General features: G+C 68.1%; 23 protein-coding genes and 1 pseudogene. 12 read left to right on the top strand and 12 right to left on the bottom strand.

Features of this window, described 5'->3' with window-relative positions:
* Nucleotides 1–224 precede the first annotated feature (224 nt).
* Nucleotides 225–1,385 carry a GGDEF domain-containing protein gene (locus V7060_RS06725; RefSeq protein WP_334178472.1) on the top strand — a complete coding sequence of 387 codons (1,161 nt, stop codon included), beginning with the start codon at nt 225–227 and terminating at the stop codon, nt 1,383–1,385.
* Between the two features lie 13 nt (nt 1,386–1,398).
* Nucleotides 1,399–2,352: an SMP-30/gluconolactonase/LRE family protein gene (locus V7060_RS06720; protein ID WP_334178471.1), complete on the top strand. Its 954-nt coding sequence runs from the start codon at nt 1,399–1,401 to the stop codon at nt 2,350–2,352.
* 580 nt (nt 2,353–2,932) lie between these two features.
* Here V7060_RS06720 and V7060_RS06715 read toward each other — a convergent pair.
* Nucleotides 2,933–4,312: a porin gene (locus tag V7060_RS06715; RefSeq protein WP_334178470.1), complete on the bottom strand. Its 1,380-nt coding sequence runs from the start codon at nt 4,310–4,312 to the stop codon at nt 2,933–2,935.
* Nucleotides 4,313–4,533: 221 nt separating this feature from the next.
* Between V7060_RS06715 and V7060_RS06710 the strand changes: the two genes are divergently transcribed.
* Together V7060_RS06710 and V7060_RS06705 are read left to right on the top strand one after the other, a co-directional pair.
* Nucleotides 4,534–5,226 carry a rhomboid family intramembrane serine protease gene (locus tag V7060_RS06710; RefSeq protein WP_334178469.1) on the top strand — a complete coding sequence of 231 codons (693 nt, stop codon included), beginning with the start codon at nt 4,534–4,536 and terminating at the stop codon, nt 5,224–5,226.
* A gap of 33 nt (nt 5,227–5,259) precedes the next feature.
* Nucleotides 5,260–5,580 (top strand): DUF1820 family protein, encoded by a 321-nt coding sequence (locus tag V7060_RS06705; RefSeq protein ID WP_192312211.1) that lies wholly within the window; start codon nt 5,260–5,262, stop codon nt 5,578–5,580.
* Nucleotides 5,581–5,680: 100 nt separating this feature from the next.
* On the opposite strand, the pseudogene V7060_RS06700 reads toward V7060_RS06705, so the two are convergent.
* The 3 genes and pseudogenes from V7060_RS06700 to gpmI all read right to left on the bottom strand — a co-directional run.
* Nucleotides 5,681–7,012: pseudogene (locus tag V7060_RS06700) on the bottom strand (S41 family peptidase); the annotation flags it as partial.
* A 117-nt stretch (nt 7,013–7,129) separates the two neighbouring features.
* A complete protein-coding gene (locus V7060_RS06695) occupies nt 7,130–8,377 on the bottom strand; it encodes a peptidoglycan DD-metalloendopeptidase family protein (protein ID WP_334178468.1) in 1,248 nt (415 codons plus the stop codon).
* Nucleotides 8,377–9,933 carry a 2,3-bisphosphoglycerate-independent phosphoglycerate mutase gene (gene gpmI / locus V7060_RS06690; protein ID WP_334178467.1) on the bottom strand — a complete coding sequence of 519 codons (1,557 nt, stop codon included), beginning with the start codon at nt 9,931–9,933 and terminating at the stop codon, nt 8,377–8,379. The genes V7060_RS06695 and gpmI overlap by 1 nt, the downstream gene beginning before the upstream one ends.
* A 138-nt stretch (nt 9,934–10,071) precedes the next feature.
* On the opposite strand from gpmI, the gene V7060_RS06685 reads away from it, so the two are divergent.
* The 3 genes from V7060_RS06685 (at nt 10,072) to V7060_RS06675 (ending at nt 13,210) form a co-directional block, all read left to right on the top strand.
* Complete coding sequence (locus V7060_RS06685) at nt 10,072–10,731, top strand: hypothetical protein (protein ID WP_334178642.1); 660 nt, start codon at nt 10,072–10,074, stop codon at nt 10,729–10,731.
* A gap of 115 nt (nt 10,732–10,846) precedes the next feature.
* Complete coding sequence (locus V7060_RS06680) at nt 10,847–12,544, top strand: M28 family metallopeptidase (protein WP_334178466.1); 1,698 nt, start codon at nt 10,847–10,849, stop codon at nt 12,542–12,544.
* A gap of 273 nt (nt 12,545–12,817) precedes the next feature.
* Complete coding sequence (locus tag V7060_RS06675) at nt 12,818–13,210, top strand: MAPEG family protein (RefSeq protein ID WP_334178465.1); 393 nt, start codon at nt 12,818–12,820, stop codon at nt 13,208–13,210.
* Nucleotides 13,211–13,383: 173 nt separating this feature from the next.
* Here the strand turns inward: V7060_RS06675 and V7060_RS06670 are convergent, their stop codons facing one another.
* Nucleotides 13,384–14,112, bottom strand: coding sequence for a pseudouridine synthase (locus V7060_RS06670; protein WP_334178464.1), 729 nt, complete (start codon nt 14,110–14,112; stop codon nt 13,384–13,386).
* Between the two features lie 82 nt (nt 14,113–14,194).
* On the opposite strand from V7060_RS06670, the gene V7060_RS06665 reads away from it, so the two are divergent.
* The gene (locus tag V7060_RS06665; protein WP_334178463.1) at nt 14,195–16,984 is read left to right on the top strand and encodes a pitrilysin family protein; all 2,790 of its coding nucleotides are present in this window, start codon (nt 14,195–14,197) and stop codon (nt 16,982–16,984) included.
* Nucleotides 16,981–17,256 carry a hypothetical protein gene (locus tag V7060_RS06660; protein WP_334178462.1) on the top strand — a complete coding sequence of 92 codons (276 nt, stop codon included), beginning with the start codon at nt 16,981–16,983 and terminating at the stop codon, nt 17,254–17,256. Before V7060_RS06665 ends, V7060_RS06660 begins: the two co-directional genes overlap by 4 nt.
* Before the next feature lie 356 nt (nt 17,257–17,612).
* Here the strand turns inward: V7060_RS06660 and V7060_RS06655 are convergent, their stop codons facing one another.
* Nucleotides 17,613–18,464: an endonuclease/exonuclease/phosphatase family protein gene (locus V7060_RS06655; protein ID WP_334178461.1), complete on the bottom strand. Its 852-nt coding sequence runs from the start codon at nt 18,462–18,464 to the stop codon at nt 17,613–17,615.
* Nucleotides 18,465–18,538: 74 nt separating this feature from the next.
* Here V7060_RS06655 and V7060_RS06650 point away from each other — a divergent pair, with 74 nt between their 5' ends.
* Together V7060_RS06650 and V7060_RS06645 are read left to right on the top strand one after the other, a co-directional pair.
* Nucleotides 18,539–18,853, top strand: coding sequence for a hypothetical protein (locus V7060_RS06650; RefSeq protein WP_334178460.1), 315 nt, complete (start codon nt 18,539–18,541; stop codon nt 18,851–18,853).
* Nucleotides 18,854–19,228: a hypothetical protein gene (locus tag V7060_RS06645; RefSeq protein WP_334178459.1), complete on the top strand. Its 375-nt coding sequence runs from the start codon at nt 18,854–18,856 to the stop codon at nt 19,226–19,228. It abuts the gene before it with no gap.
* Between the two features lie 24 nt (nt 19,229–19,252).
* Here the strand turns inward: V7060_RS06645 and V7060_RS06640 are convergent, their stop codons facing one another.
* Complete coding sequence (locus tag V7060_RS06640) at nt 19,253–19,819, bottom strand: type 1 glutamine amidotransferase domain-containing protein (RefSeq protein ID WP_334178458.1); 567 nt, start codon at nt 19,817–19,819, stop codon at nt 19,253–19,255.
* Between the two features lie 134 nt (nt 19,820–19,953).
* Between V7060_RS06640 and V7060_RS06635 the strand changes: the two genes are divergently transcribed.
* Nucleotides 19,954–20,346, top strand: a complete 393-nt coding sequence (locus tag V7060_RS06635) for a hypothetical protein (protein ID WP_334178457.1) — start codon at nt 19,954–19,956, stop codon at nt 20,344–20,346.
* A gap of 44 nt (nt 20,347–20,390) precedes the next feature.
* On the opposite strand, the gene ubiB is transcribed toward V7060_RS06635, so the two are convergent.
* From ubiB to oleC, 5 genes are all read right to left on the bottom strand, one after another.
* A complete protein-coding gene (ubiB, locus tag V7060_RS06630) occupies nt 20,391–22,043 on the bottom strand; it encodes a ubiquinone biosynthesis regulatory protein kinase UbiB (protein ID WP_334178456.1) in 1,653 nt (550 codons plus the stop codon).
* Nucleotides 22,040–22,681: an SCP2 sterol-binding domain-containing protein gene (locus V7060_RS06625; RefSeq protein ID WP_334178455.1), complete on the bottom strand. Its 642-nt coding sequence runs from the start codon at nt 22,679–22,681 to the stop codon at nt 22,040–22,042. The genes ubiB and V7060_RS06625 overlap by 4 nt, the downstream gene beginning before the upstream one ends.
* Nucleotides 22,682–22,799: 118 nt before the next feature.
* Nucleotides 22,800–22,958: a DUF1328 domain-containing protein gene (locus tag V7060_RS06620; protein ID WP_146388387.1), complete on the bottom strand. Its 159-nt coding sequence runs from the start codon at nt 22,956–22,958 to the stop codon at nt 22,800–22,802.
* 276 nt (nt 22,959–23,234) lie between these two features.
* Complete coding sequence (oleD, locus tag V7060_RS06615; protein ID WP_334178454.1) at nt 23,235–24,236, bottom strand: 2-alkyl-3-oxoalkanoate reductase; 1,002 nt, start codon at nt 24,234–24,236, stop codon at nt 23,235–23,237.
* A complete protein-coding gene (gene oleC, locus V7060_RS06610; protein ID WP_334178453.1) occupies nt 24,233–25,876 on the bottom strand; it encodes an olefin beta-lactone synthetase in 1,644 nt (547 codons plus the stop codon). The genes oleD and oleC overlap by 4 nt, the downstream gene beginning before the upstream one ends.
* Between the last annotated feature and the right edge of the window lie 2 nt (nt 25,877–25,878).

The raw sequence follows: 25,878 nt of genomic DNA, 5'->3' as shown, positions 1-25,878 counted from the left end.
GGCACGATGCAACGAAGCCCCGCTCCGGCGGGGCTTTTCGTTGGTGCATGACCCACGGCACTCACCACCGGGCTTGCGGGCCGCAATGCTGCCGATTCCGCGAAGTCCGTCGCTGAACCGTTCTTCCCGCTGCGCGAGCATCCGTGGACGCGCGCTGCCGGATTGGCGGCCATACTGCGTTCTAGCCACGACATGGAGCCACACGGCCAGCAAGGCCCACGCGCATGACCACCGACTTCTACAACCTGCTGCTCAGCGACAGTGCCCTCGCCGCCGTGCTGCTGGCGCTGTTCTTCTACGTGGGCAAGGTCTCGCGCGGCGTGCGCGGCATCGCGACGTGGGGCGTCGCGCATTTCCTCTACTCGCTGGGCGCGGCGATGCTGGACGGCACCGCGCAGACGCTGGAGCGCGCAGGCAACGAATCGCTGGCGGACGGCATCGCCGGCGCGGGCGGCCTGCTGGCGTGCGCGGGCCTGGTCGGGCTGGCGTGGTCGATCATCCAGTTCGTGCAACAGCGCCCGTTGGTGCTGTGGGAACGCGCGCTGCTGCCGCTGTGCCTGGGCTTCTCGCTGGCCGGCGTGATGGTCGGCGGCGGCGTGGATGCGCAGGGCGCGGCGATGAGCACCACCGAAGTGATCGTGCTGCTGGTGATGCTGCGGCACCTGTTCGCGCTGCGCGGTGCGCCCGACTACGTGCCGGCACGCCTGATGATGCTGGGCTGCGCGGCGCTGCTGTGGCTGTACGGCGGCGACCTGCTGGCGGCACTGACCGGCCGTTACGGTCCCAATCCGATGTGGGTGAACCTCGACCTGTCGATCTGGTTCATGCTCAATTTCTGCATGTTGATGCTCGCCAGTTTCCGCGCGGCGGAACCGCTGCGGCGCAGCGCGCTGTTCGATCCGCTCACCGGCGCCCTCAACCGGCGCGGGCTGGACAACGAACTGGAATCGCACGGTGCGCGTTCCGCCGCGGAGCACGGACTGGCCGTCATCGTCCTGGACCTGGACCACTTCAAGGCGGTCAACGACGACCATGGCCACGAGACCGGCGACCTGGTGCTGCAGCGCTTCTCCGACGTGGTGCGCAGCTGCATCCGCAGCGAGGACGTGTTCGCGCGCCTGGGCGGCGAGGAATTCATGCTGGTGCTGCGCGACACCCAGGCCGATACCGCGCATGCGCTGGCCGAACGCATCCGCCAGCAGGTGATGGCGCTGGAATTCGCGCCGGCCAGCCGCAACATCCGCATCACCGTCAGCCTGGGCATCTCGTTCACCGCAGACCGCCATGCGCCATACGAAACGCTGATGCGGCTGGCCGACGAAGCGCTGTATGCCGCCAAGCACAAGGGCCGCAACCGGATCGAGGTACGCTGGCACCCCGCCTGACCCCGAGATCGCCATGCCGCGCGCCACCCGTCTCGCCTTCGCCTCGTTCCTGTGCATCGCCGCCCCGCTCGCGCACGCATCGGCGTACCGCTCCGTCTGTCCCGCCGATCCGGGCCACGCGCCCTCCGGCGACCTGACCGCCACGCGCGTGGCGGTGGCCAAGGTCGACGACCAGCAGGACCGTCTCTACGAAGGTGCCGTATGGAAAGACGGCGCGCTGTACCTGTCGGACTTCGTCCACGCCGGGACATTCCCTTCGCGCATCCGGCGATTCACACCACCGGACGGCTGGGAGACCGTGGTCGACGACAGTGGCAGCAACGGCCTGGCACTGGACCTCGACGGGAACCTCATCGCCGCCACCCACGACCGCAAGCAGGTTGCGCGCGTGGACCTGAGCGATGGCAAGCGCACGCCGCTGGTCTCGACGTTCGAAGGCGAACCCTTCAACTCCCCGAACGACCTGGTGATGGCCGCCGACGGCACGCTCTACTTCACTGATCCGGATTACCAGCGCAAGGCCGCGCCCGGTGGCCAGCCGAGCACGCGCGTGTACCGCCATCGCAACGGCAAGACGACCGTGGTGGACGACCGCCTGCGCAATCCCAACGGCATCGCGTTGTCGCCGGACGGGGCGACGCTGTACGTGGCCGGCGGCACAAGCGACGGCGACGTGTTGCGCGCGTATGCCGTTCAGGACGGGGTGCCGGGGCCGGGTCGGGACCTCGCGCGCATCAGCGGCGGCGATGGCCTGGCCATCGACTGCCTGGGCAACGTCTACGTCACCGAGCACGGCGAACGGCGCGTGCGCGTGTTCTCGCCGGCAGGCGACGTGCTGGCGACGATCCGCGTGGATGCCAACATCACCAACGCTGCGTTCGGTGGCGAAAACCGGCGCACGCTGTTCCTCACCGGCGCAGCCAGCCTGTGGTCGATCACGCTGGACGTGGCGGGGCTGCCGTACTGACGGCGTCGCGTGCGCTGCGGGCGTTCGTCAACGCGCGTCGTGCGCATGGCGCACGCTACGTGTGTTCGATCCTTCTCCCGTCGGGAGAAGGTGGCGCGCAGCGCCGGATGAGGGTGCGCGTGCCGCCGAACCTTCACCGCGTCACCTGCCCTCACCCCATCCCCTCTCCCGAGGGGAGAGGGCTTAAAGGCGCGCCCTGCCGAGATGGTGCTGGCGTAGCGTGCGCCATGCGCACGACGCATGAATCCGTCACCGCGAGGTCGCGCGCATGGCGCACGCTACGTGTGTCGATCCTTCTCCCGTCGGGAGAAGGTGGCGCGCGGCGCCGGATGAGGGTGCGCGTGCCGCCGAAACTTCACCGCGTCACCTGCCCTCACCCCCCCCCTCTCCCGAGGGGAGAGGGCTTCAAGGCACCTGCCGAGATGGTGCTGGCGTGGCGTACGTCGTGCGCACGGCGCGCGATGACGGGTTCCTGCGTCGTGCGCATGGCGCACGCTACGTCCGATCCCTTTCCCGCGCGGATCGGGCAAAAAAAACCCCGCCGAGGCGGGGTTTTTCGTGGTTCCTATACGTGATGCGATCAGAACTTGTACTGCATCGACACGCCGAACAGGTTGGCGCCACCGTCGTACGAGCCGACCAGGCGCGAACCGCTGGACGACAGCAGGTCGATCTCCGGCTTGTCGACCAGTTCCAGGCGCACGTAGCTGGCGTTGAGTTCCAAGCTGTCGCTGACATTCCAGCTCAGGCCCAGCGAGTACCAGTTGCGGTCTTCGTCGGGCATGCGCGGCGTGCGGTGCGCACGCGCCACCGGCGATTCATCGCGCGCAATACCGGCGCGCAGCGTGAACTTCTCGTTGAGCGCGAACTCGCCGCCCAGCGAATAGAACCAGCTGTCGTGCCAGTCGTAGTTCTCCACCGCGTCGGCCTGCAGCGGGTTGTCGAACTCGATGCGGATTTCCTTCAGCGAATCCCAGCCGGTGTGCACGCCTTCGGCCATGATCGCGAAGCGCTCGGTGGCCTGGTAGGTAGCGCTGAAGGTGTGCGTGGCCGGGGTGGTCAGCTTGGCGCCGCCGCCGTCGGTGGGCTTGTAGATCGCGCTGCCCAGCACGCCGCGGACGTTGGCCGGCACTTCGAAGGTGGCCGTGCCGCGCAGTTCGTGGTCGATCTCCGAACGGTAGGAGTAACCCAGCGACAGCTTGTCGGTCGGGCGCAGGCTGATGCCGGCCAGCCAGCCGAAGCTGTTGTCGGTACCGGAGATGCCGGCCACGCCGTCGTTCTTCTGCGGGCCGAAAGGCGCGGCGACCGGGTTCGGGGTGACGCACAGCGCAACCGCGACGCGGCAGACACCGGCACCGAAGTCCACGGCGTTGGTCAGGGTCACGTCGGCATGTTCGTAGATCACGCCGAGGCCCACGGAGGCGCGGTCGCTCAGTTCCAGCGAGGCGGCCAGCGTCAGGTCGACGATCTTCACGTCCGATTCCAGCGCGTGGTAGCGACCGACCCAGTCGGACTCGTAATCGGTCTTCAGGCCGAACGGCGCGCTGATCATGGCACCCAGCGTGACGTACTCGAACTGGCCGCTCAGCGGCAGGATGAAGGACATGGCCGGCACGGCGGCGATATCGCCGGCGTCTCCGCCGTCACCACCACGCAGCGGCTGCTGCAGGGGGGTGCCGGCCGCGGCGGTGCCGCCGCCGGTGAATTCGAACGACAGGTCGATCGCGGTGACGTCGGCCTGGAAGGTCTTGTCGGTGAAGGTCGACATCAGGGCGGGGTTGTTGACCACCACCGAAGCGTCGCCCTTGGCGGAGGCCGAACCGGCCATCGCGCGGCCCTGGGCCTTGACGCTGTTTTCCTTCAGCTGGAAGGCGGCGGCGTGGACATCGCCGTAGGCGAGCACGCCGGCGATGCCGAGCGCCAGCGCGGTGACGCGGGTCAGGTTCTTGGTGAATTCCATCTGTATCTCTCCGGAGACGTGGGTAAGAGTCATCTGCGTCGCTCAAGGCCGCGGTGTGTGTCCACCTTTCGACCTGCCGGAAGCCCCTCCCGACATACGACGCCGTATGCAGTATACCTGCTAACTAAACTCTAACAATCGGCTGTAAGTCATTGCCCCTGTTCAGTTTCGTTACGGCACACCATGTGCAGTCCGGCGATGACCCGGTACAGTGCGGCCGCATGTTCGTCTCGCTTCCTTCCCGCCGCAAACCGCATGTCCGCTGGGCCACGCCGGCCCTGCTGGTCCTGCTGTCCGCCGCCTTCTGCTGGGCGATGACGCTGGGGGACGCGGCGCAGGGCCATCTGCTGACGCGGTGGGGCGCACTGACCGGGGGCATGGTGGCGCCCGAGGTCTGGCTGGCGTCACTGCAAAGCGGCACGGTGCTGCGGTTGTTCACCGCGCTGTTCCTGCATGCGGACTGGGCGCATCTGCTCGGCAACCTGGTGTTCCTGCTGATCTTCGGGCTGCCTGCGGAACGGGCGATGGGTCCGTGGCGGTTCCTGCTGCTGTTCCTGGTCGGCGGCGCGGTGGCCAACGTCGCCGCGGTGCTGAGCATCGGCACGCCGGACCGCGTGATCATCGGCGCCAGCGGCGCGATCTCCGCCGTCATCGGCGCCTATCTGGCGCTGTTCCCCACCGCCAAGCTGGGCGTGGTACTGCCGCTGGGCCTGTTCCTGGAGTTCGTGAAGGCGCCTGCGTCGCTGCTGATCGGCATCTGGGCGCTGCTGCAGGTCGTCTTCGCCTACACCGGCCCCACGTTCGGCGCGGTGGCGTGGTGGGCGCACATCGCCGGCTTCCTGTTCGGCGTGGTGTTCGCGCTGTTCGTGCGCGCGGCGATCGCACGGCGCATGCGCAAGCGGCAGGGCTACTGATTCGCTGCAGGCCGCCGCATCTATAATCGCGGCATGAAGAACACGCTCTACAAGATCACCTTCCACAACCACACCAAGGTCTACGAGCTGTACGCACGCAGCGTCGCAGCCAGCGGGCTGTGGGGCTTCACCGAAGTCGCCGACCTGGTGTTCGACGTGCATGAAGGGCTGGTCGTGGATCCCACCGAAGAACGCCTGCGCGACGAGTTCGGCGGCACCAAGGTGCTGCATCTTCCGATGCAGAGCATCATCCGCATCGAGGAAGTGGAGCGGAAAGGCCAGTCGGCGATCCGCGACGCGGCTACCGGGGAAAAGGTGGTCACGCCGTTCCCGATGCCGGCCAAGCCGCGCTAGGCAAAGCAGCGGCCTTCTGCGCGGGCGCGACGTGGGTCGCGATCCGGACGTTTCCGGTCGCGCCCGACGCTCAGCGCAGTTGCTTGCCGGCCGGTCCCGGTGATGCCGCCCGCGCCGTCGCGGCCACCTTCTTCAGTTCCACCAGCGCGGCGGTGATCGGCGCATCGCCATCCAGCACGTCGCCGGGCGTGTAGCCGGCGGCGCCTTCTTCATCCCCGCGCAGGTGGCCAGGCAGCGTCGCTTCGGTGATGTAGAGCTGGGCGTCCTGCTCCGGCACCGAACCCGGCTTGGCGGCCGTCTCCGGTTTCACTACAACGTCTGGCACGATGCCGCTGGCCTGGATCGACTTGCCGCTGGGCGTGTAGTAGCGCGCCGTGGTCAGCTTGACCGAGTCGCCGTTGTCCAGCGGCAGCACGGTCTGCACGGACCCCTTGCCGAAGGTGCGGCTGCCGACCACGCGCGCACGATTGTTGTCGCGTAATGCACCGGCCAGCACTTCCGACGCGCTGGCCGATCCCGCATCCACCAGCACCACCACCGGCGCGCCGTTCAGACGATCGCCCGGCGTGGCGTCGAACTTGGAATCGCTGATCGACATGCGTCCGCGCGTGCTGACGATGTTGCCCTTGTCGAGCAGGTCGTCCGCCACCTGCACGGCGGCGAGCAGCAGCCCGCCGGGATTGCTGCGCAGGTCCAGCACCAGCCCGCGCAGTTTTCCATGCGCCTGCAACGTGTCGACCTGCTTCTGGAACTCGGCCGCGGTGTCGGTCTGGAACGCCTTGATCCGCACATAGCCGTAGCCCGGCTCCAGCATGCGGCTGGCCACGCTGTTCACGCGGATGGTCTCGCGCACCAGGGCGATGTCGAACGGTTTCGGCGCGCCGTCGCGCGTGATGGTCAGCACGATCCTGCTGCCCGGCGCACCGCGCAGCGGCTCCATGCCGTCGTCGGCGCTAATCGGCTTGCCATCGATCGCGGTGATCAGGTCGCCGGACTTGATGCCGGCCCTGGCGGCGGGCGTATCGTCGATCGGCGACACCACCAGCAACGTGCGGTCGGGCTGCTGCATCAGCTCCACGCCGATGCCTTCGTAGGCGCCGCTGGCCTGTTCGTCGAAGGCTTCGGAGTCGGCCTTGTCGAAATAGGTGCTGTGCGGATCCAGGTCCAGCAGCAGGCCACGGATCGCGGACTGCATGAGCCTCTTGTCCTCGACCGGCTCGACGTACGCCTCCTTGACCGCGTTGAAGACGGCGACGTAGCGGCGGATCTCCTCGAGCGGCACCTTCGACGGCGCATTCTCCGCCGCCTCGGGATCGTCGCTGGGCGCGACCACCGGCGGCGCCTCCGGCAACGGCGCCTGCTGCTGCGCCCACGCGGGCGAGGCGGCGAACAAGGCGACGGTCAGGATGGCCAAGGGAAAACGCGATGGCATGCGGATGCTCCGGGGAGTGCTCGATGGGCGGTCGCGCGACGGGCGCGACGTTCGCCGGATTATGCGCGAAGCCTCCGGATCCGGTTGTTCAAGCCGGGTTAGGAACCGGCGGCCTGTTCATCGCCGCTGCAGCCACGAGGCGGGATCGACAGGTTGGCCATTGCGGCGCAGTTCGAAGTACAGCGCCGCCTGGCCCTGGCCGCCCGACGTGCCGACGCGCGCGACCGCGTCGCCGCGCTTCACCCGGTCGCCACTATCCTTCAGCAGGCTGTCGTTGTGCGCGTACAGGCTCATGTAGCCGTTGCCGTGGTCGAGGATCAGGATCAGGCCGTACCCCGTCATCCATTCCGAGAACACCACCGTGCCATCCGCCACGGCGGTGACGGTGGTCCCGGACGGCGCACCGATCAGTACGCCCGTGCTGGCGCGCCCGTCCGGCAGGCGGCCGCCGTAGCGCGCCAGCAGGTTGCCCGAGACCGGCCAGCCCAGCCCGCCGACCTTCAACGGCGGCGCCGATGCCACCGCAGGACGCGCCGGCGCGGCTTCGCGCGTGGTGCGACGGGTGCCGGTGTCCTCGCGCTTCTTCGCTGCGGCATCGGCGGCGGCACGCCGTGCGGCCGCACGACGTTCGGCTTCGGCGCGCGCAGCGGCAGCGCGCAGGTTCTTCAGGAGCGTCTCCAGCGAACGCGCATCCTGGCCGAGCGCCTTCTCTTTCGCCGCGCGATCCTGGTAGCGGTTGTCCAGGTCCGCGACCAGGCTGGCACGCGTCCTGCGGTCCTTCTCCAACTGCACGACCTGGCTGCGTTGCCGTGCGCGCGCCGCATCCAGCTCGGTGCGACGGGCGACGATCTCGCGTTCCACGTCGTCCAGCGCCGCCAATTCGGCATTCAGGGCCTCGATGCGGCGCGCCTGGTCGCGTTGCACGTAGCGGTGGTACGCCAGCAGGCGATTGGCATCGGCCACGCGATCCTGCGACAGCAGCACCTTCAACGGCGCGTCGTCGCCGCGCTGGTAGGCCGCGCGCACCAGCCCGGCCAGTTGCGTGCGCTGCGCCGCCTGCCGCGCCTGCATGGTGTCGCGCTTGCGCTGGAGCTCATCGAGCGCGGCCGCTTCGCGACGCAACGCGGTTTCGGTCTCCGAAAGCGAGCGCGTGGTGCGGCCGACCTGCTCATCGGCATCGCGCAGCTGGCGCGATGCGTTGCCGCGCTCGCCTTCCAGCTTGCGGCGTTCCTGCGCGATCGATTTCAGCTCGCTGCGCACGCGCTCCAGCTTGCGCTCGGTCTCGCGCGGATTCTGCGCCGAGGCGACCAGCGACAGCCCTGCGAGCAGGACCACCGCGCATGCGAGCCGGAGGCGATGCGGCATCAGGCGTCGATCAGGCTGCGGCCGCTCATGTCGGCCGGCTGCGGCAGGCCGAGCAGCGCAAGCAGCGTGGGGGCGACGTCGCGCAGCGCGCCGCCACTGCGCAACGTGGCGACCGGCGCGCCTTCCGGCTGGACCAGCACCAGCGGCACCGGGCCGACCGTGTGCGCGGTATGCGGCTGACCGGTGGCGGGGTCGCGCATCATCTCCAGGTTGCCGTGGTCGGCGGCGATGATCATGGCGCCGCCCGCCTTGCGCACGGCGGCATCGACCGCGCCGATCGCCTTGTCCACCGCCTGCGCCGCCAGGATCGCCGCCTGCAGGTCGCCGCTGTGGCCGACCATGTCGGGATTGGCGATGTTGCAGACGATCGCGTCGAAGCGGCCCGAGCCGATCGCATCGACCAGCTTTTCGGTCAGTTCGGGGCAGCTCATCTCCGGCTGCAGGTCGTAGGTGGCGACCTTGGGGCTGGGGATCAGGATGCGCTCTTCGCCAGCGAACACGTCCTCGCGTCCGCCGCTGAAGAAGAACGTCACGTGCGCGTACTTCTCGGTCTCCGCGATGCGCAGCTGGGTCAGGCCATGCTCGGCCAGCAGTTCGCCGAAGGTCTCGCGCAGGTCGTCCGGCGCGAACGCCACCGGCGCCGGCAACTTCGCGTCGTACTCGGTCAGGCAGACGAAACGCGCGAGCGCCGGCACGCGGCGTTCGAAGCCGTCGAAGGCCGGCGACACGAACGCCGCCGTCAGCTGGCGTGCGCGGTCGGCGCGGAAATTCATGAACACCACCGCATCGCCATCGGCCATCGGCCGGGCGCCGTCGATGACGGTAGGCAGCACGAACTCGTCGTTCTCGCCGCGCGCATACGCGCCTTCCAGCGCGGCCACGCCATTCGCGGCGCGGTACTCGCTCTTCGCCTCGACGATGGCATCCCATGCCAGCCGCACGCGGTCCCAGCGCTTGTCGCGGTCCATCGCGTAATAGCGGCCGCTGACCGAAGCGATGTGCGCATTGCCGAGTTTCGCGCACAGGTCCTGCAGCGCGCGCAGGCTGGGTTCGGCCGATTTCGGCGGCGTGTCGCGGCCGTCGAGGAAGGCATGTACCGCCACGCGCGGCACGCCCTGGCGCTTGGCCAGTTCCAGCATCGCGAAGATGTGCAGCTCATGGCTGTGCACGCCGCCCGGCGACAGCAGGCCGAACACGTGCAGTGTGTTCCCGCCGGCTTTCGCAGCGTCGCATGCAGCGACCAGTTCGGCGTTGGCGAAGAAGCTGCCGTCCTCGATGGCGGCATCGATGCGGGTCAGGTCCTGGTACACGATGCGGCCCGCGCCCAGGTTCATGTGGCCCACTTCCGAGTTGCCCATCTGTCCGTCGGGCAGGCCGACGTGGCGGCCTTCGGTGTGGATGAGCGTGTGCGGCGCGGTGGCCAGCAGGCGGTGCCAGTGCGGCAGTTCGGCCTGCGCCAGCGCATTGTCGGTGGGGTCTTCGCGGTGTCCCCATCCATCCAGGATCAGCAGCACGACGGGCTTGGGACGCTTCACGGACGCGGCAGTTGCGGACACGGCGGGATTCCAGTGACTTCAGGCAGATGACGATTGTAGCGAAGCATGGTGCCATCCTTGCCCGCACGCCGGCGTTTAAACCCTTGCGACTACCGGCGCATCAGACCGATACGAGACCACCCGAGAGGCAACCCCATGATCCGTCCCCGTACCGCCCTGCTGCTGACCCTGGCCCTGGCCACCACCCCCGCGCTGGCCCAGCAGGAGATCTCCAAGGTCAACGGCAGCATCACCGCCGATGCCGGCCAGGCCTATGGCGACCTGGACACCGTCAACGGCAGCATCCGCATCGGCGACGGCGCCACCGCCGAAGACGCCAGCACCGTCAACGGCGGCATTACCGTCGGCGACAAGGCCGTGGTGGAGTCGCTGGAAACCGTCAACGGCTCCATCCGCGTCGGCAAGGACGTGAACGTCCGCAAGGATGTCGAAACCGTCAACGGCAGCATCTTCATTGATCGCGGCGGCGTGGTCGGCGGCGACGTGGAGACCGTCAACGGCGCCATCGGCCTGGTGTCCACGCAGGTGGGCGGCAGCATCGAGACCGTCCGCGGCGACGTCACCGTGGGCGTCGGCTCGAAGGTGCGTGGCGGCCTGCGCGTGCAGAAGTCCACCGGCTTCTTCAACACCGACAGCAAGAAGGTGCCGCGCATCGTGATCGGCCCGAATGCCGAAGTGAACGGCCCGCTGGTGTTCGAGCGCCCCGTCGTGCTGTACGTCCACACCAGCGCCAAGATCGGCCCGGTGACCGGCGCCACCGCCAAGCCCTTCAGCACCGACACCGCGCCCACCGAGTAAGCCTTCCGCCCCCTCCCCCGCCCGCGGGGGAGGGTTGGGGTGGGGGCGCCGTCCGCGCAAAGCCTGACCCGCCGGTTACCGCTAGAATCGGGATTCCGTTCGTTGAGGAATCCCGATGTCCCGCAAGTTGATGCTGGTACTTGCCACTGCGGCCGTTTTGGCCGCGTGCAAGCAGGAAACCGCGGCACCCGCGCCCGACGCGGCCACGCCGCCACCCGCCGCCCACACCTTCACCGCCGACATCACCGAAGGCGACTTCGCCGACATGGTGAACACGCTGGCGTCGGACGAGTTCGAAGGCCGTGCGCCCGGCTCGGCCGGCGAAGAAAAGACCGCCACGTACCTCGAAGCGCAGATGAAGCGCATCGGTCTGCAGCCAGGCAACAACGGCAGCTATTTCCAGAACGTGCCGATGGTGGAGACCACCGCCGACGAAGCCGCGACCACGCTGTCGCTGACCACCTCGACCGGCAAGCGCGACCTGAAGTTCGGCACCGACTACGTCATCGGCACCCGTACCGGCCAGACCGACGTCAAGCTGGACGCCAGCGACCTGGTGTTCGTCGGCTACGGCGTCGATGCGCCGGAGCAGAAGTGGAACGACTACGCCGGCCAGGACTGGACCGGCAAGACCGTGGTGATGTTCGTCAACGATCCCGGCTTCCACAGCAAGGACGAGACGCTGTTCGGCGGCAATCGCATGACCTACTACGGACGCTGGACGTACAAGTTCGAAGAAGCCGCGCGCAAGGGCGCCGCCGCAGCCCTGATCATCCACGACACGCCCGGCGCCAGCTATGGCTGGGACGTGGTGAAGAATTCCTGGGCCGGCCCGCAGTACGACCTGCCCGCCAAGGACGATCCGGAAAAGCGCATTCCGTTGCAGGGCTGGCTGAGCGCCGACGCTGCCAAGCAGCTGTTCGCCGACGCCGGCCTGGACCTGGAAGCAGCGTACGCGAACGCCGGCAAGCGCGGCTTCAAGCCGGTGGCGCTGAAGGCGCAGGTATCCGCGTCGCTGAAGAGCAGCATCACCGAGAAGACCTCGCGCAACGTCATCGGCGTGCTGCCGGGCGCCAGCAAGCCCGACGAGGCCGTGCTGTACATGGCGCACTGGGATCACCTGGGCAAGCACGAGGGCGAGGAAGGCGACAACATCTACAACGGTGCCGTCGACAACGCGACCGGCGTGGCCGGCATCCTCGAGATCGCCGAAGCGTTCGCCCACCAGGATCCGAAACCCGACCGCTCGGTGGTGTTCGTGGCCGTCACCCTTGAGGAATCCGGCCTGCTCGGCTCCAAGTACTACGTCGCCCACCCGACCTTCCCGCTCAACAAGATCGCCGGCGTGATCAACCTCGACGCGATGAGCGTCGGCGGCAAGTCGCGCGACTTCGTGGTCACCGGCAAGGGCAACTCGCAGTTGGAAGACATGCTGAAGGTCTACGCCGACCAGCAGGGCCGCGTGCTCGCCGAAGAAGGCAACCCGGCCGGCGGCTACTACTTCCGCAGCGACCACTTCAACTTCGCCAAGGCCGGCGTGCCGGCGCTGTACGCCAAGGGCGGCAACGACCTGCTGGAAGGCGGCGTCGAGGCCGGCAAGGCGGCGAGCGAGGAGTACGCCAAGCGCTACCACCAGGCCAGCGACGAAGTGCACGACGGCTGGAAGCTGGATGGCGTGGTGCAGGACCTGCAGGCCCTGTATGGCGTAGGCAAGGACCTGGCCGTCGCCGACACCTGGCCGACCTGGTACGACGGCAACCCGTTCAAGGCTGCACGCGACAAGATGATGAAGGCGGAGCCGGCGAAGAAGTAAGTCGACGGCTGTGATGCGATGGGAAGACGGCGCCGCGAGGCGCCGTTTTCTTTTGCCCCGTTCTTGTGGGAGCGACGCCAGTCGCGATGGAGCGCTATCGATGGCCCATCGCGATTGGCGTCGCTCCCACAGAGATGGAAAGCCTCACATCGCGGTCGCCCCTCATCCGCCCTCCGGGAACCTTCTGCCCGCACGCGGGGTGAAGGGAACATCCACCCATGGACGCACAGTCGCACACCCACTACCCTGCGCCATCCTCGGAGGAAACCGCTCATGGCCATCGCTTACTGGTGCATCCTGGTCACCGCACTGCTGCCGTACCTGTGGGTCTTCATCGCCAAGCGGTCGGGCGAGCGCTACAACAACCGCAACCCGCGCGCGTGGGTGGCCAAGCAGGACGGCAACTACAAGGTGCAGCGCGCCAACGCCGCGCACCTCAACGGTTTCGAAGCGCTCCCCGCCTTTGTCGCCGGCGTGCTGATGGCGCAGCTGGCGGGCGTGCCGGCGGAGACGGTCACGCCGCTCGCCATCGCCTTCGTGGTCGCGCGAGTGCTGCATGGCGTGTTCTATCTGGCCGACAAGCAGGCGCTGCGCAGCTTCAGCTGGCTGGTCGGCATGCTGTGCGCCGTGGCGCTGATGGTGCTGGCGGCGATGCGGGTGGCGTGACGCTGGCGCTCTGTGGGAGCGACTGTAGGAGCGACGTAAGTCGCGACCGCACGCCATGGCAGCCTTCAGCGCTGCTTGGTAAGAGCATGCATCGGACAGGCTGCTCCTGGTCTGGCGATCCCGACGTTTCACTTCTGCGGTCGCGACTTACGTCGCTCCTACAGAAAGCACGGCTAGCGCAGATCGGCTTCCCAGCCGAACAGCGCATATGCCTTCAAGAACTCCGCATCCAGCGGTGCCACCGCCTCGATGCGTTCGCCGGTGGCCGGATGCGGGAACGACAGCCGCACCGCGTGCAGCAGCATGCGGTGCACGCCCTGCATGCGGAAATGGCGGTTGTGGCGGCCATCGCCGTGGCTGGTGTCGCCGATCAGGTGATGGAACGCGTGCTTGAGATGCCGGCGGATCTGGCGGAAGCGGCCGGTTTCCGGCTGGCAGCGCAGCAATGCGTAGCGTGACGATTCGAAACCGCCCGACGGCACTGGCAGTTCACCGGTCGCCAGTCGCAGGAAGCGCGTGAGCGCCGGCTTCTTCTCCGGCTTGCCCGGGCCGCCATCGATGGGGTGGTCGACGATGAAATCCGGCTCCGGCCAGCCACGGCAGACCGCCAGGTAGTCCTTCTCCACCTCGCGCGACATCAGCACCTTGCCCAGCGTGGACGCGCTGTCGCGGTCGAAGGCCACCAGCAGGCAGCCGCTGGTCGCGCGGTCCAGCCGGTGGATCAGGAAGATCGGCTTGCCGAACTGCGCGCGCAGGCGGTCGGCGACGAAATCGGTCTCGCCGCGCGCCAGCTTGCTGTCGTGCGCCATCACGCCCGCAGGCTTGTTCACCACCGCGATCTGCGCATCGGCGTACAGCACGGGCAATGCGCCCTTGTCCGCCGTGATCTCACCGTAATCCATGAATCAACCTTTCCTGCAAATCTGCGAAACTCGGGGTTCGCCGCACGCGATGGACGCCCGCGGCACCGTTGGAGGATCGTGGATGAAGTCACCCCGTTTCATTGTCGCACTCGGACTGGCCATTACGCTGGCCGTGGGCCACCCCGTCGCGCTGCAGGCGCAGACCGCCTTGCCGAAGGGCGTCGTCGCCGGCCCCAGCATCGAGGGCATCAGCGAGTACACGCTGGCCAATGGCCTGCGCGTGCTGCTGTTCCCTGATGCCACCAAGCCCACCGTGACGGTGAACCTGGTCTACAACGTCGGCTCGGTGCACGAGAACTACGGCGAGACCGGCATGGCGCACCTGCTGGAGCACCTGCTGTTCAAGGGCACGCCCACGCAATCCGACATCAGCGGCGAGATGAAGAAGCGCGGCATCGACTTCAACGCCACCACCGGGCTGGACCGCACCAACTACTTCGCCTCGTTCCCGGCCAACACCGACACCCTGGAGTGGGTGTTGAAGATGGAAGCCGACCGCATGGTCCATTCGAACGTTGCGAAGAAGGACCTCGACAGCGAGATGACCGTGGTCCGCAACGAGCTGGAGGCCGGCGAGAACAATCCCGGCGGCGTGCTGTTCCAGCGCATCCGTTCCACCGCCTTCCTGTGGCACAACTATGGCAACACCACCATCGGCGCGCGCAGCGACGTGGAGGGCGTGCCGATCGACAAGCTGCAGGCGTTCTACCGCCAGTGGTACCAGCCGGACAACGCCACCCTGATCGTCGCGGGCCGCATCGACACCGCCGACGTGCTGTCGCGCATCGCCCGCCACTTCGGCCCGGTAAAGAGACCCGCGCGTGCGCTGCCACGCTTCTACACCGTCGAACCTGCGCAGGACGGCGAGCGCGAGGTCACCGTGCGCCGCGTCGGCAACCTGCGCCTGGTCGCCGCCGCCTACCACGTGCCGGCCGTCGCGCACGCCGACAACGCGCCCTTGAACGTGCTGGCGAACGTGCTGGGCCATACGCCTGGCGGACGCCTGCACAAGGCGCTGGTCGAAGGCAAGCTGGCGGCCGGCAGCGGCGCCAACGCCGAGTCGATGCGCGACCCGGGCCTGCTCACCGCCGTCGCCGTCATTCCGAACGATGGCGATGCGAAGAAGACCGAAGCCGAACTGCTGAAGCAGGTGGAACAGATCGCCGCGCACCCCGTCACCGAGCAGGAAGTGGACGAGGCCAAGCAGCGCATCGGCAATGCCTACGACCTCTACTTCACCGACGTCAACGCAGTCGGCATGGGCCTGTCGGAATTCCAGTCCGCCGGCGACTGGCGCCTGCTGTTCACCAGCCGCGACGCGATCGAGAAGGTCACCGCTGCCGACGTCAACCGCGTCGCCGCGACCTATCTGAAATCGAGCAACCGCACGCTGGGCCGCTTCATCCCCAGCGAGACGCCGGACCGCGTGGAGATTCCCGCCGCGCCCGCCGTCGCCACCCTGGTGGACGGTTACACCGGCCGTGCCGCGGTCACCGCCGGCGAACAGTTCGATCCTTCGCCGCAGAACATCGAAGCGCGCACGCAGACCTTCACCCTGGGGAAGGCGCTGCGCGTGTCGCTGCTACCGAAGAAGACCCGCGGCGGCACGGTGGTCGTCGACGCCAACTTCCGTTTCGCCGACGAAGCCGCATTGACTGGCCGCGAAGGCGCCGCCGGCATGGCCGGGGCGATGCTGATGCGCGGCAGCAGGACCATGACGCGCACGCAAATCGACCAGCGCCTTGAGCAGCTGAAGACGCAGGGCAACATCAGCGGCAGCCTGCAGGGCGCGGCCATCGGCCTGCAGACGCGGCGCGAATACCTGGCCGATGCGCTGGCGCTGGCGGCCGATGTGTTGCGCAACCCGGCGTTCCCGCAGGACGAGTTCGAGCAGCTGCGCGTGCAGGCGCTGACCGGCATGGAAGCGTCGCGCCAGGAACCGGGCGCGATCGCCGGCCGCGCACTGGCGCAGTACTTCGATCCGTGGCCGGCCGGCCATCCGCTGCGCAACCGCACACTGGACGAGTCTCTGGCAATGATGAAGGCGCTGAAGATCGACGACGTGCGCGCATTCCATCGCGACCTCTACGGCACGTCCGAGGGTGAGATCGCCATCGTCGGCGACTTCGACCCGGTCGCCGTGCGTGCGCAGCTGGAGCAGCTGTTCGCCGGCTGGCAGGCGGGCACGCCGTATGCGTCCATCGATACGCGCTACACGAACGTCGCAGCCAGGCAGCAGCGCTTCGAAACACCGGACAAGCCCAACGCCGTGCTGCTGGCGCGGCAGAACCTGTCGTTGCGCGTGACCGACCCCGACTATCCCGCGATGATCGTCGCCAACCGCATCTTCGGCGGTGGCGCGCTGAAGTCGCGCCTGGGCGACCGCATCCGCCAGCAGGAAGGCCTCAGCTACGGCGTCTCCAGCGGCATCCGCGCGGACGACAGCCGCGGCGGCCAGGACGATGCCGGCAGCTTTACCGTGCAGGCCATCGCCGCGCCGGAGAACATGGCCAAGGTCGAAGCGCTGGTGCGCGAGGAACTGGACAAGCTGCTGAAGGACGGCGTCACCGCCGACGAGCTGAAGGATGCCGTTGCCGGCACGCTGACCGAACGCCAGCAGGCCCGCGCCGAGGACGGCACCATCGCCGGCATGCTGACCGACCAGCTGTACTTCGGCCGCACCATGCAGTTCACCACCGAGCTGGACGCGAAGTACGCGGCGTTGACCCGCGAGCAGGTCAATGCCGCGATCCGCAAGCACCTAAAGCCGGAGGCGCTGAGCGTATTCGTCGCCGGTGATTTCGCCAAGGCGGCGAGCACGTCGGCAGCGGCTTCGAGGGCCACCCCATGAGCGAGTACCCCGACACGAAGCGGGAAGCAGCCCTCGCCCGCTGGCAGAAGATCCGCGAGCTGGGGCCGCTGCGCTTCATCGTGCTCCGCGGCATGCTGGGCTGGGGCCTCACCACCGCCCTGCTGTGGTGCGGCTTGATGACGGTGTTCACCGACAGGGAGTTCGTGCCGCTACTGACGGCTGCGCTGATCGGCTTCCCCATCTGCGGCCTGGTCTGGGGTGGCGCGATGTGGTTCATGGCGGAGAAACATCGCGAGCGTTCGGAACGCTGACGAAGCACGCGCCTGACGGTTCGCAGCATCGACGACGGCCCGGCGAGGGGCCATTTTTTTTGCCGCATGTGCGGATGTTCTCCGCGCCGCCGGAAACCTTTGCTGCCGTGGGCGCGACGTGAGTCGCGATGAAGCGCTACCGATAGCCCATCGCGACTCACGTCGCTCCCACAAGAACCTCATGCCACGCCTGATCATCATGACGCGTCGAGCGTCACCCCACCCCCTCGCCCCGTGCAACGGGGAGAGGGGAGAGGGGAAGGCAAGACGAGCCCCATCGCTCGCACATTGCGCCCCGTGCACAAGGCTCGGAGCTCGATCAAGGGGGCTCCGGGTCCGATCTCGGACCTCGAGCCTTACGGCAACCGCAGCGTCACCATCACCGGGAAGTGATCGGACGGATAGCGACCGTTCCAGCGCGTCGTCACCGAGGCGACCGATTCCAGCTGCACGCCTCGTACGAAGATCCAGTCGATGCGCTTGTCGGCCTGGCCGGTGAACCCGTGGAACGTAGCGTCGCTGCCATCCACGCGCGGGGCGATCGTCCACGCATCCTGCAGCGCGCGTGCCAACACCGCATGCACTTCACTGTCGGGCGTGGTGTTGAAGTCGCCGGTCAGCACCACCGGCACGCCGGCCGGCAACGTGGCCAGGCGCGCGGCGATGGCCTGCGCTCCCTTCACCCGCGCGGCCTCGTCCTGCTCGCGGTACGGCAGGTGGGTGTTGAACAGGTAGAAGCGCTTGTGGTCGCCGAGGCGCTCGAACAATGCCCACGTCACCAGTCGCGGATGCGGGTGGTGCCAGGTGATGCTGCCGGGTACGTCGGGCGTGTCGGACAGCCAGAAGTCGCCGGACTCCACCACCTTCAACCGGTCCTTGTTGTAGAACACGCCCATGTGCTCGCCACCGCCATCGACCTCCCGCCCGCGACCGAACCAGGCGTACTGCGGCAGCTCCCGCGCGAGATAGTCGGCCTGCGTCTTCACCAGTTCCTGCAGGCCGATCACGTCCGGTGCCTGCTCGCGCAGCATGCGCACCGCCAGCGGCTTGCGCGTCTCCCAGTAGTCCACGCCGTCGCTCTCGGCGGGCAAGCGGATGTTGAAGCTCATCACGGAAAGCGGCGTGTCGTCCGCCGCGGATAAACCGGTACTGAAACCGGCTGCCACCACCAGCGCCAGCCATGCGATGCCACGTGCGATCCTCTTCATGCGCGCCTCGTCCACGGGAACCGGCCGCAGTATAGGCCGCGCGCACGACCGTCACGCATCAGGGAGAGATCATCATGTCGTTGCTCATCGCCACACTGTTCGCCTTCTCCGGACAAGCCGGCGCCCACGATCCGTACTACCTGGACCGCACCATCAACAGCGCCAACGATCTGGTGGGCTGGTGTCGTGCCGAGGCCGAAGCGCGCTATGCCGCACGCAGCATGCCGACCTACCAATGGACGTCGTCGCAGGTCGATCGCGGCAACACCCTGTTCGTTGAAGGCAAGCTGCGCGCGGACGGCCAGGATGCCATCGTCCGCTGCAGCGTCACCCGTGGCGCGCAGCTGCGCTATGCCAGCATCCAGATCGACGATGCCAGGATCCGCTGAATGATGCAGCCCCTCGTCCTTCTGCTGGCCTTGGCGTCTGCGCCCGATCCGGACATGCCGCATTCGATCCCGGACAACACGACCGCCTGCGTCGTGCAACGCCTGAAACCCTTCATGAGTCCCTACGGTATCCGGCAGGCGTGGCCGGTGATGGCTTCACCGCCGCCCGAGCTGCTGAACACACTGGGTTCGCCGATGTCGGACATGGGCCACATCGCCGACGGCTACCAGCAGTTCCTGCACGTCGATGCGCAGGCACGTGCGGTCTACGTGGTGGAGCAGGGTGGCTTCGCTGGCACCACGAAGGTGTTCGGGCCATTGCCGCTGCCGCGCTGCGCGCCAGACGCGCCTCCCGCATCGACGAGGCCACGCTGAGGTACGCGGCATCGCGGGTGCGGCTTATGCCGAGCGACGCTGAGCGCCGTGCTTGCCCTCGGCGATCTCTTCGACCAGCTTCGCGCAGAACGCCGGCAGATCTTTCGGCGTGCGACTGGTGACCAGGCCCTTGTCGACGACGACCTCATCGTCCTTCCAGGTCGCGCCGGCGTTTTCGAGATCCTTGCGGATGTTCGGCACCGAGGTGATCGTGCGGCCTTTCAGCACATCGGCGTTGGCGAGTACCCACGGCCCGTGGCAGATCGCGCCGACCGGCTTGCCCGCCTCGAAGAAGCCGCGCGTAAAGGCGAGCGCCTTGTCGTCAACGCGCAACGCGTCCGGGTTGAACAGACCGCCCGGGATGACCAGCGCATCGTAGTCCTGCGCGCTGACGTCGGACAGCACGCGGTCGACGGGGATTTCGTCGCCCTTGTCGAAGTGCTCGAAGCCCTGGATGCGTCCACTTTCCAGCGAAACGACGTCGACCTGCGCGTCGTGCTCCTTCAGCGCACGCATCGGCTCGATCAGTTCGGATTGCTCGAAACCGTCGGTGGCGAGGATGGCGACGCGTTTGCCGGTCAAGTGGCTCATGGGAAGACTCCCGTGCGAATGAACCATTACCGTAGCGTGCGCCATGCGCACGTCACGCGAAAGAATCGTTGCGGCCGCGTCAACACCCATCGCCGGCATGATTCAATGGCGCCCCCGCTCATGGAGCCGCACCCATGCCGAACCGCACGATCATCGTGCTGCGCAGCGCGCTGGGACTGGTGCTCGCCATCGCCGCGATCCCCGTCGTCAATCTGGCGGGCGGCGAACTGGCCGGCGTACTGGTACTGCCGCGCGGCGGCGATGCGCGTCTGGCCTACGACCTGCTGTGGGTCTTCCTGGCCGGAGTCGTCGGCAGTGTGTTGATGGTGGGCGTCGCAGCCGTGTCGAAGACCGCGCATGCATGGGCGATCTTCGTGCTCTACCTGGGCCTGGACCTGTACGTGACCGTGATGGCGTGGGACGACTTCCCGCGCTGGTTCACCCTCGGCTGTCTGCTGACGTTGCCGCTGCAGGTGTGGCTGGGCTGGTGGCTGGTGATGAAGCGAGGAGCGAACGCGAAGAAGTGAGTGGGCTTTCGCTCACTCCTCACTTCTCTTCACTCGTTCCTGCCTCACCGCCTGGGCCACGCCGCCAGCAGCGCCCACAGTCCGCCGATGCCGGCGATCCACGCAGCGGCCGGTACGTCGAACACGCTCGGACCACCGGCCTCCAGCCCGTACAGCACCGCAGCGACGATCAGCAGGCCGACACCGAGGATGGCGGCAACGACGCGGCGCTGCATGCCCTTCATCGTCTGCGCGAGATCTGCAAGGTCCTTCGAGCGCATCGCCAGTTCATGCCGCCCGTCCACCTGCTGGCTGAGCCACGCATGCACCAGCCGCGGCATGTCCGGCGCGTGCGTCATGATCTCCGGCAGGCGCTTGCGGAATTCCTGCGCGGCGCGCTGCGGGCTGTAGCGCTCCAGCAGGATGCGCTCCAGCACCGGTCGGGCGACCGCCCAGATGTCGATCTGCGGGTCCAGCTGGCGGCCGACGCCCTCGATGTTGAGCAGGGTCTTCTGCAGCAGGATCAGCTGCGGCTGCAGCGTCAGCTCGTAGCGCTGCGCGGTGCGGAACAGCTTGGCCAACACCTCGGCCAGCGAGATCTCGCTGAGCGGGCGGGTGAAGTAGGGTTCGCACACGGCGCGCGCAGCGGCTTCCAGTTCATCGATGCGGATATGCGCCGGCATCCAGCCGGCCTGCACGTGCAGTTCGGCGATGCGGCGGTAGTCGCGGTTGAAGATCGCCATGAAATTCTCGGCGAGCCAATACTGATCGTCGCGCGAGAGCTGCCCCATGATGCCGAAGTCGAGCGCGATGAAGCGTGGATCGGTCTTGCGTTCCGGATCGACCCAGATGTTGCCGGCGTGCGCGTCGGCATGGAAGAAATTGTCGCGGAACACCTGCTGGTAGAACACGCGCACGCCCTTGGCGGCGAGCGCCCGGCGGTCGATGCCGGCGGCATCGAGGGCGGCGATGTCGTCGGACGGGATGCCGCGCACGCGCTCCATCGTCATCGCGCGTTCGGCGGTATGCGACCAGATCACCTCAGGCACGTACAGGTCCGGCGACTCCGACCAGTTGCGCCGCAGCAGGCTGGCGTTGCCGGCCTCGCGCTGCAGGTCGAGTTCGGCCGCCAGCGTGTTCTCGATTTCGGCGACGATCTCGCGCGGGCGGATCTTGTCGGCGCTGGGATGCGCGCGCTCGACGATGGCGGCCACGCTTTCCAGCAGCGCGATGTCGCCGGCGATCTGCTTGCGGATGTCGGGGCGCAGCACCTTGACCACCACTTCGCGACCGCCTGGCAGCGTCGCCGCATGCACCTGCGCGATGGACGCTGATGCCAGCGGCGTGGTGTCGAACTGTTCGAACGCTTCGTGGATCGGGCGACCGAGTTCTTCTTCGACCAGCGCGCGCGCGCGGTCGCCATCGAATGGCGCCACCCGGTCCTGCAGCAGCGTCAGCTCTTCGGCGATGTCGGGCGGGATCAGGTCGCGCCGCGTGGACAGGATCTGCCCGAACTTGACGAAGATCGGACCGAGTTCCTGCAGTGCCAGGCGCAGGCGCGCGCCTCGCGGCTGCGCGGCGATTTCGGCCGATGCGCGTGGCACGAACGGGCGACCGAGTTTCAGCCAGCGCTCGACCGGCGTGCCATCAAGCAGGTCGTCGAGGCGGTAGCGGAGCAGCACCCGGCCGATGCGGCTGGCGCGCAGCACCGACTTCATGCGCGCTGCTCCACGCGGGCGGCCAGGCGACCGACGCGCACGGCCAAGCGCTCGACGTCGTCGCGGATCGCGTCGACGTCGTCGTGGAAGGCATTGAGTTCGTCGCGGCCGACGACGTCGCGCGACTCCTCGGTGATGTAGTCGGCGGCGGATTCCGCCAGGTTGCCGGCGGTGGCGCGCATCTGCTGCAGACCGCCGCGGACCGCGCTGGCGACCTGGACGCCGATCACGTCGCCGAACACACGGGTGAACGGCAGCGACCAGTCGGGATCGAAGCGCGTGGCGAGCGTTTGCAGGCGGCGTGCCAAGTCGGCATCGCCCGACACCTTGACCTTGCCCACCGGCGTCGCGTGGTCACGGCGGAGGAACGGCAGCTGCCCGAGCAGGCCACCGAGCGTGCTGCGCACGGCGAGATCGGCTTCGAGGACTTCGCTGGCCGGCCCCACCTGCAGGCGACCGCCGCCAACGATGATGTCCATCGCCAGCGGTGGTCCATCGACCTGCAACTGGATGCGACGACCTTCGAGCGGTCGCAGTGCCGCGGCGGTGTCGGGATCCAGCGTCAACGCATGGTTGAGCGCGGCTTCCAGCGCACGGCCGGCGAGTGGCTTGAGGGCATCGAACGGAGACAGGTCCATGCCGCCATTCTAGCGGCAAAGCCCGGACGCCCTGCCCGCCCGTCTGCCTGCATCGTGCAGTGCTCGGGGCGGGCTCGACGGCATCCTGCCGTCCCGGCGGAGACGAACAGGGACGACGTCAGACGCGCTTGCCACGCAGCAGCGAGATGATCGCCAGGATCACGAACACGACGAACAGCACCCACGCGATGTTGGTGGCGGCGCCGGCGATGCCGCTGAAACCAAGCACGGCCGCGATGAGGGCGATGACGAAGAAGATGACGGCGTAGCGCAGCATGGGAACTCCCTTTGGCATGTGGCCAGTGGTACAGCCGGTAGTGGCGTGGGGCCATGCTGGAGCGCGCGAAGTCACGGGCGCGTGATTGCCCGCGGCGCCCGGAAGGAAAAACTTCAGCGTCGTGATCCGTGCGTGAAGGCCGTTGCCGGTTGTAGGAGGGGCTTTAGCTCCGACCGCTTTTCGCCACCATTGAACCATTCACTATCCCTGCCGCGCGGCGGCGCGCTCATCTGCCTGCACGCGAATGATGCGCGTGGGCGCGGGCTAGAGCCCCTCCTACACAGGATGGTCACGCAACCAGGCGCGCAGGCGCTCGAACCCTTCGTCCATCGACACGCGCGGCACGTAGCCGAAGTCGCGCCGCGCCGGCGCCATGTCGTACCAGTGCGCGGTGCTGAGCTGTTCGGCCAGGAAGCGCGTCATCGGCGGTTCGCCCTTCAGCGGCAGCACGGTCCACAGCGTCTCGCACACGGCGCCGATGCGGTACGCCGCCTTGAACGACAGGTGCTTGTCCGCACGCGGTGCACCCGCGGTGTCCAGCAGCGCATTGAGCAGCTTGCGCATCGGCCACGGCTCGCCATTGGAGATGAAATAGGCCTTGCCGGCGCACGCGGCACCGGGCGCGAGATGCTCGAAGGCATCGAAGTGCGCCTGCGCGGCGTTGTCGATGTAGGTGGTGTCGACATGGTTCTCGCCACTGCCGACGATGCGCAGGCGACCGGCGCGCGCGCGCGACACCAGCCGCGGCAGGATCTGGTGGTCGCCGGGACCCCAGATCAGGCGCGGCCGCAGTGCCACCGTCGCCAGCGTGGCGTCATTGGCGGCGAGTACCGCCTTCTCCGCGATCATCTTGGTGGTGGCGTACGGCGCCTTGAAGCCCTCGCCGTACGGCACGTCGGCCGCGCTGCTGCCTTCCACCGGATGCGTGGCGCGATGCGTCACGCTGGGCGTGGAGGTGTAGACGAGGCGACCGATCCCATGCGTGCGGCAGGCATCCAGCACGTTCTGTGTGCCGACCACGTTGGCGTCGTGGTAGCTCCTGTAACTCCCCCACGCACCGGCCTTGGCCGCGTTGTGGAAGATCGCATCCATGCCTGCGGCGGCATGCATCACCGCATGGCCGTCGGCCAGGTCGCCCTGCACCTGCCCCACGCCAAGTTCGCGCAGCGCCGGATAGTTACCCCGGTTGAAGCTGATGACCTCATGCCCGCGCTCCACCAGGCCACTGCACAGCGCCTGGCCGAGGAAACCGCCGCCGCCGGTGACGAGGATCTTCATGCGTGCTGCTCCAGATGCGTTGTCGCCCACACGGCCAATTTCTCGCGGCCGATCTTGGCGTTGTGGCGGATGTCGACCGGGAAGCCGGGATGCGCCACGTACGCCGTGATGCGTGCGGTATGCGGATGACGCGTGGCGATGGTGCGCAGGTCGGCCTCGATGCGCAGCGGGTCGGCGCTGACGCCGGGCTGCAGTTCGTAGCAGAGCACGGGCTGCTGGCGCCCTGCTTCGCCGATGCCGACCAGCGCGGTGCGACGTACCTGCGGATGCGTGTTGAAGACCGGCTCCACCTGCTCGGTGTAGAGCGGACCGTCGACGGTTTCCACGCGCTGCGTCTTGCGGCCGCAGAACCACAACCGGCCTTCACCGTCGAACCAGCCGACATCGCCCATGCGGTGCACGATGCGCTCGCGGCCGCCGGCCTGCGCTTCGCGGATCTTGGCGATGCGGGTGGCGGCGTCGCGGCGGAAGTAGGTGTCGGTGGCGGTGGGGCCGGCGACGGTGATCTCGCCCACTTCGCCATCGGGCAACACCTCGACGCCGGCCCAGTCGGCAATGGCGTCATCGGTGATGCGGATGATGCGGACCTCGTTCGGCGACACGGCGCGGCCGACACAGGTGCCGGCGCCGGCTTCGGTCGCGGCGCGCGTGGCGTCCAGTTCACGACCTTCGATGACGGCCACCGGCAGGCATTCGGTGGCGCCGTACGGCGTCCAGAATTGTCCCGTGTCCGGCAGCAGCGTGCGGATCCTGGCGACCACATCCGGCGGCACCGGCGCGCCGGCCGAGGTCACGCGCTGCACGCCCGGAAGTGGCTGTCCATGGTCGGCCAGCACTTTCATCAGCGCCGGCGAACCAAACAGCTGGGTCACGCCGAAGCGCGCGATGGCCGCGTGCAGCTTCTCCGGATCGGCACTCGCGGGACGCGTGGGATCCATGTCGGGGATCACCGAGGTCAGCCCGAGCGCGGGATCGAACAGCGCGAACGGCGGGAATGTCGGCAGGTCGACACCGCCGGGCTGCATGCCGAAGGCGTTGCGCAGCAGCTCGATCTGCGCGACGAAATGGCGGTGGCGGTAGACCACGCCCTTCGGCACGCCGGTGGAGCCGCTGGTGAACAGGATGCCGGCCACGTCATCGGGCGAGGTGTCCGCCAACTGCGGACCCGCGCCCGCGCCACGCGCTTCGATCTTCGCCAGTGTGGTGCCGCCCCAGCCCCAGCGCGTGCCGACGGTGACGATCTTCGTCGCCGACCTGGCCCAGCGCAGCAGGCAGCGAGCGAACTGGGCCAGCGGGATGCCGATGAAGGCGTCGGGTTCGGCCTCGTCCAGGCACTGCTTCAGCGCGCGGCGATCAATGCCGGGATCGACCAGCACCGGCACGGCGCCCGCCTTGAACAGCGCGAACATCAGCAGGAAGAACTCCGGCGTGGGCCGCACCATCACCACGGTGCGCGTGCCACGGCCGATGCCGTAGGCGCCCAGCCCGGCGGCGATGGCGTCGCTGCGCGCGTCCAGCTGCGCGTAGGTCAGCTCGCGGGTGTAACGGCCGGCGCGGTCGGGACAGCGCATGGCCACGCGTTCGGGCTGCTCGCGGGCCAGTCGCGGAAGACTGGCGGCGATGTTGCACGGATCGGTCATGC

Source organism: Pseudoxanthomonas sp. (assembly GCF_036845285.1).
GTDB lineage: Bacteria > Pseudomonadota > Gammaproteobacteria > Xanthomonadales > Xanthomonadaceae > Pseudoxanthomonas_A.
Note: the sequence above shows the minus strand (reverse complement) of the source record. Positions and strands in the feature narration are given on the sequence as shown.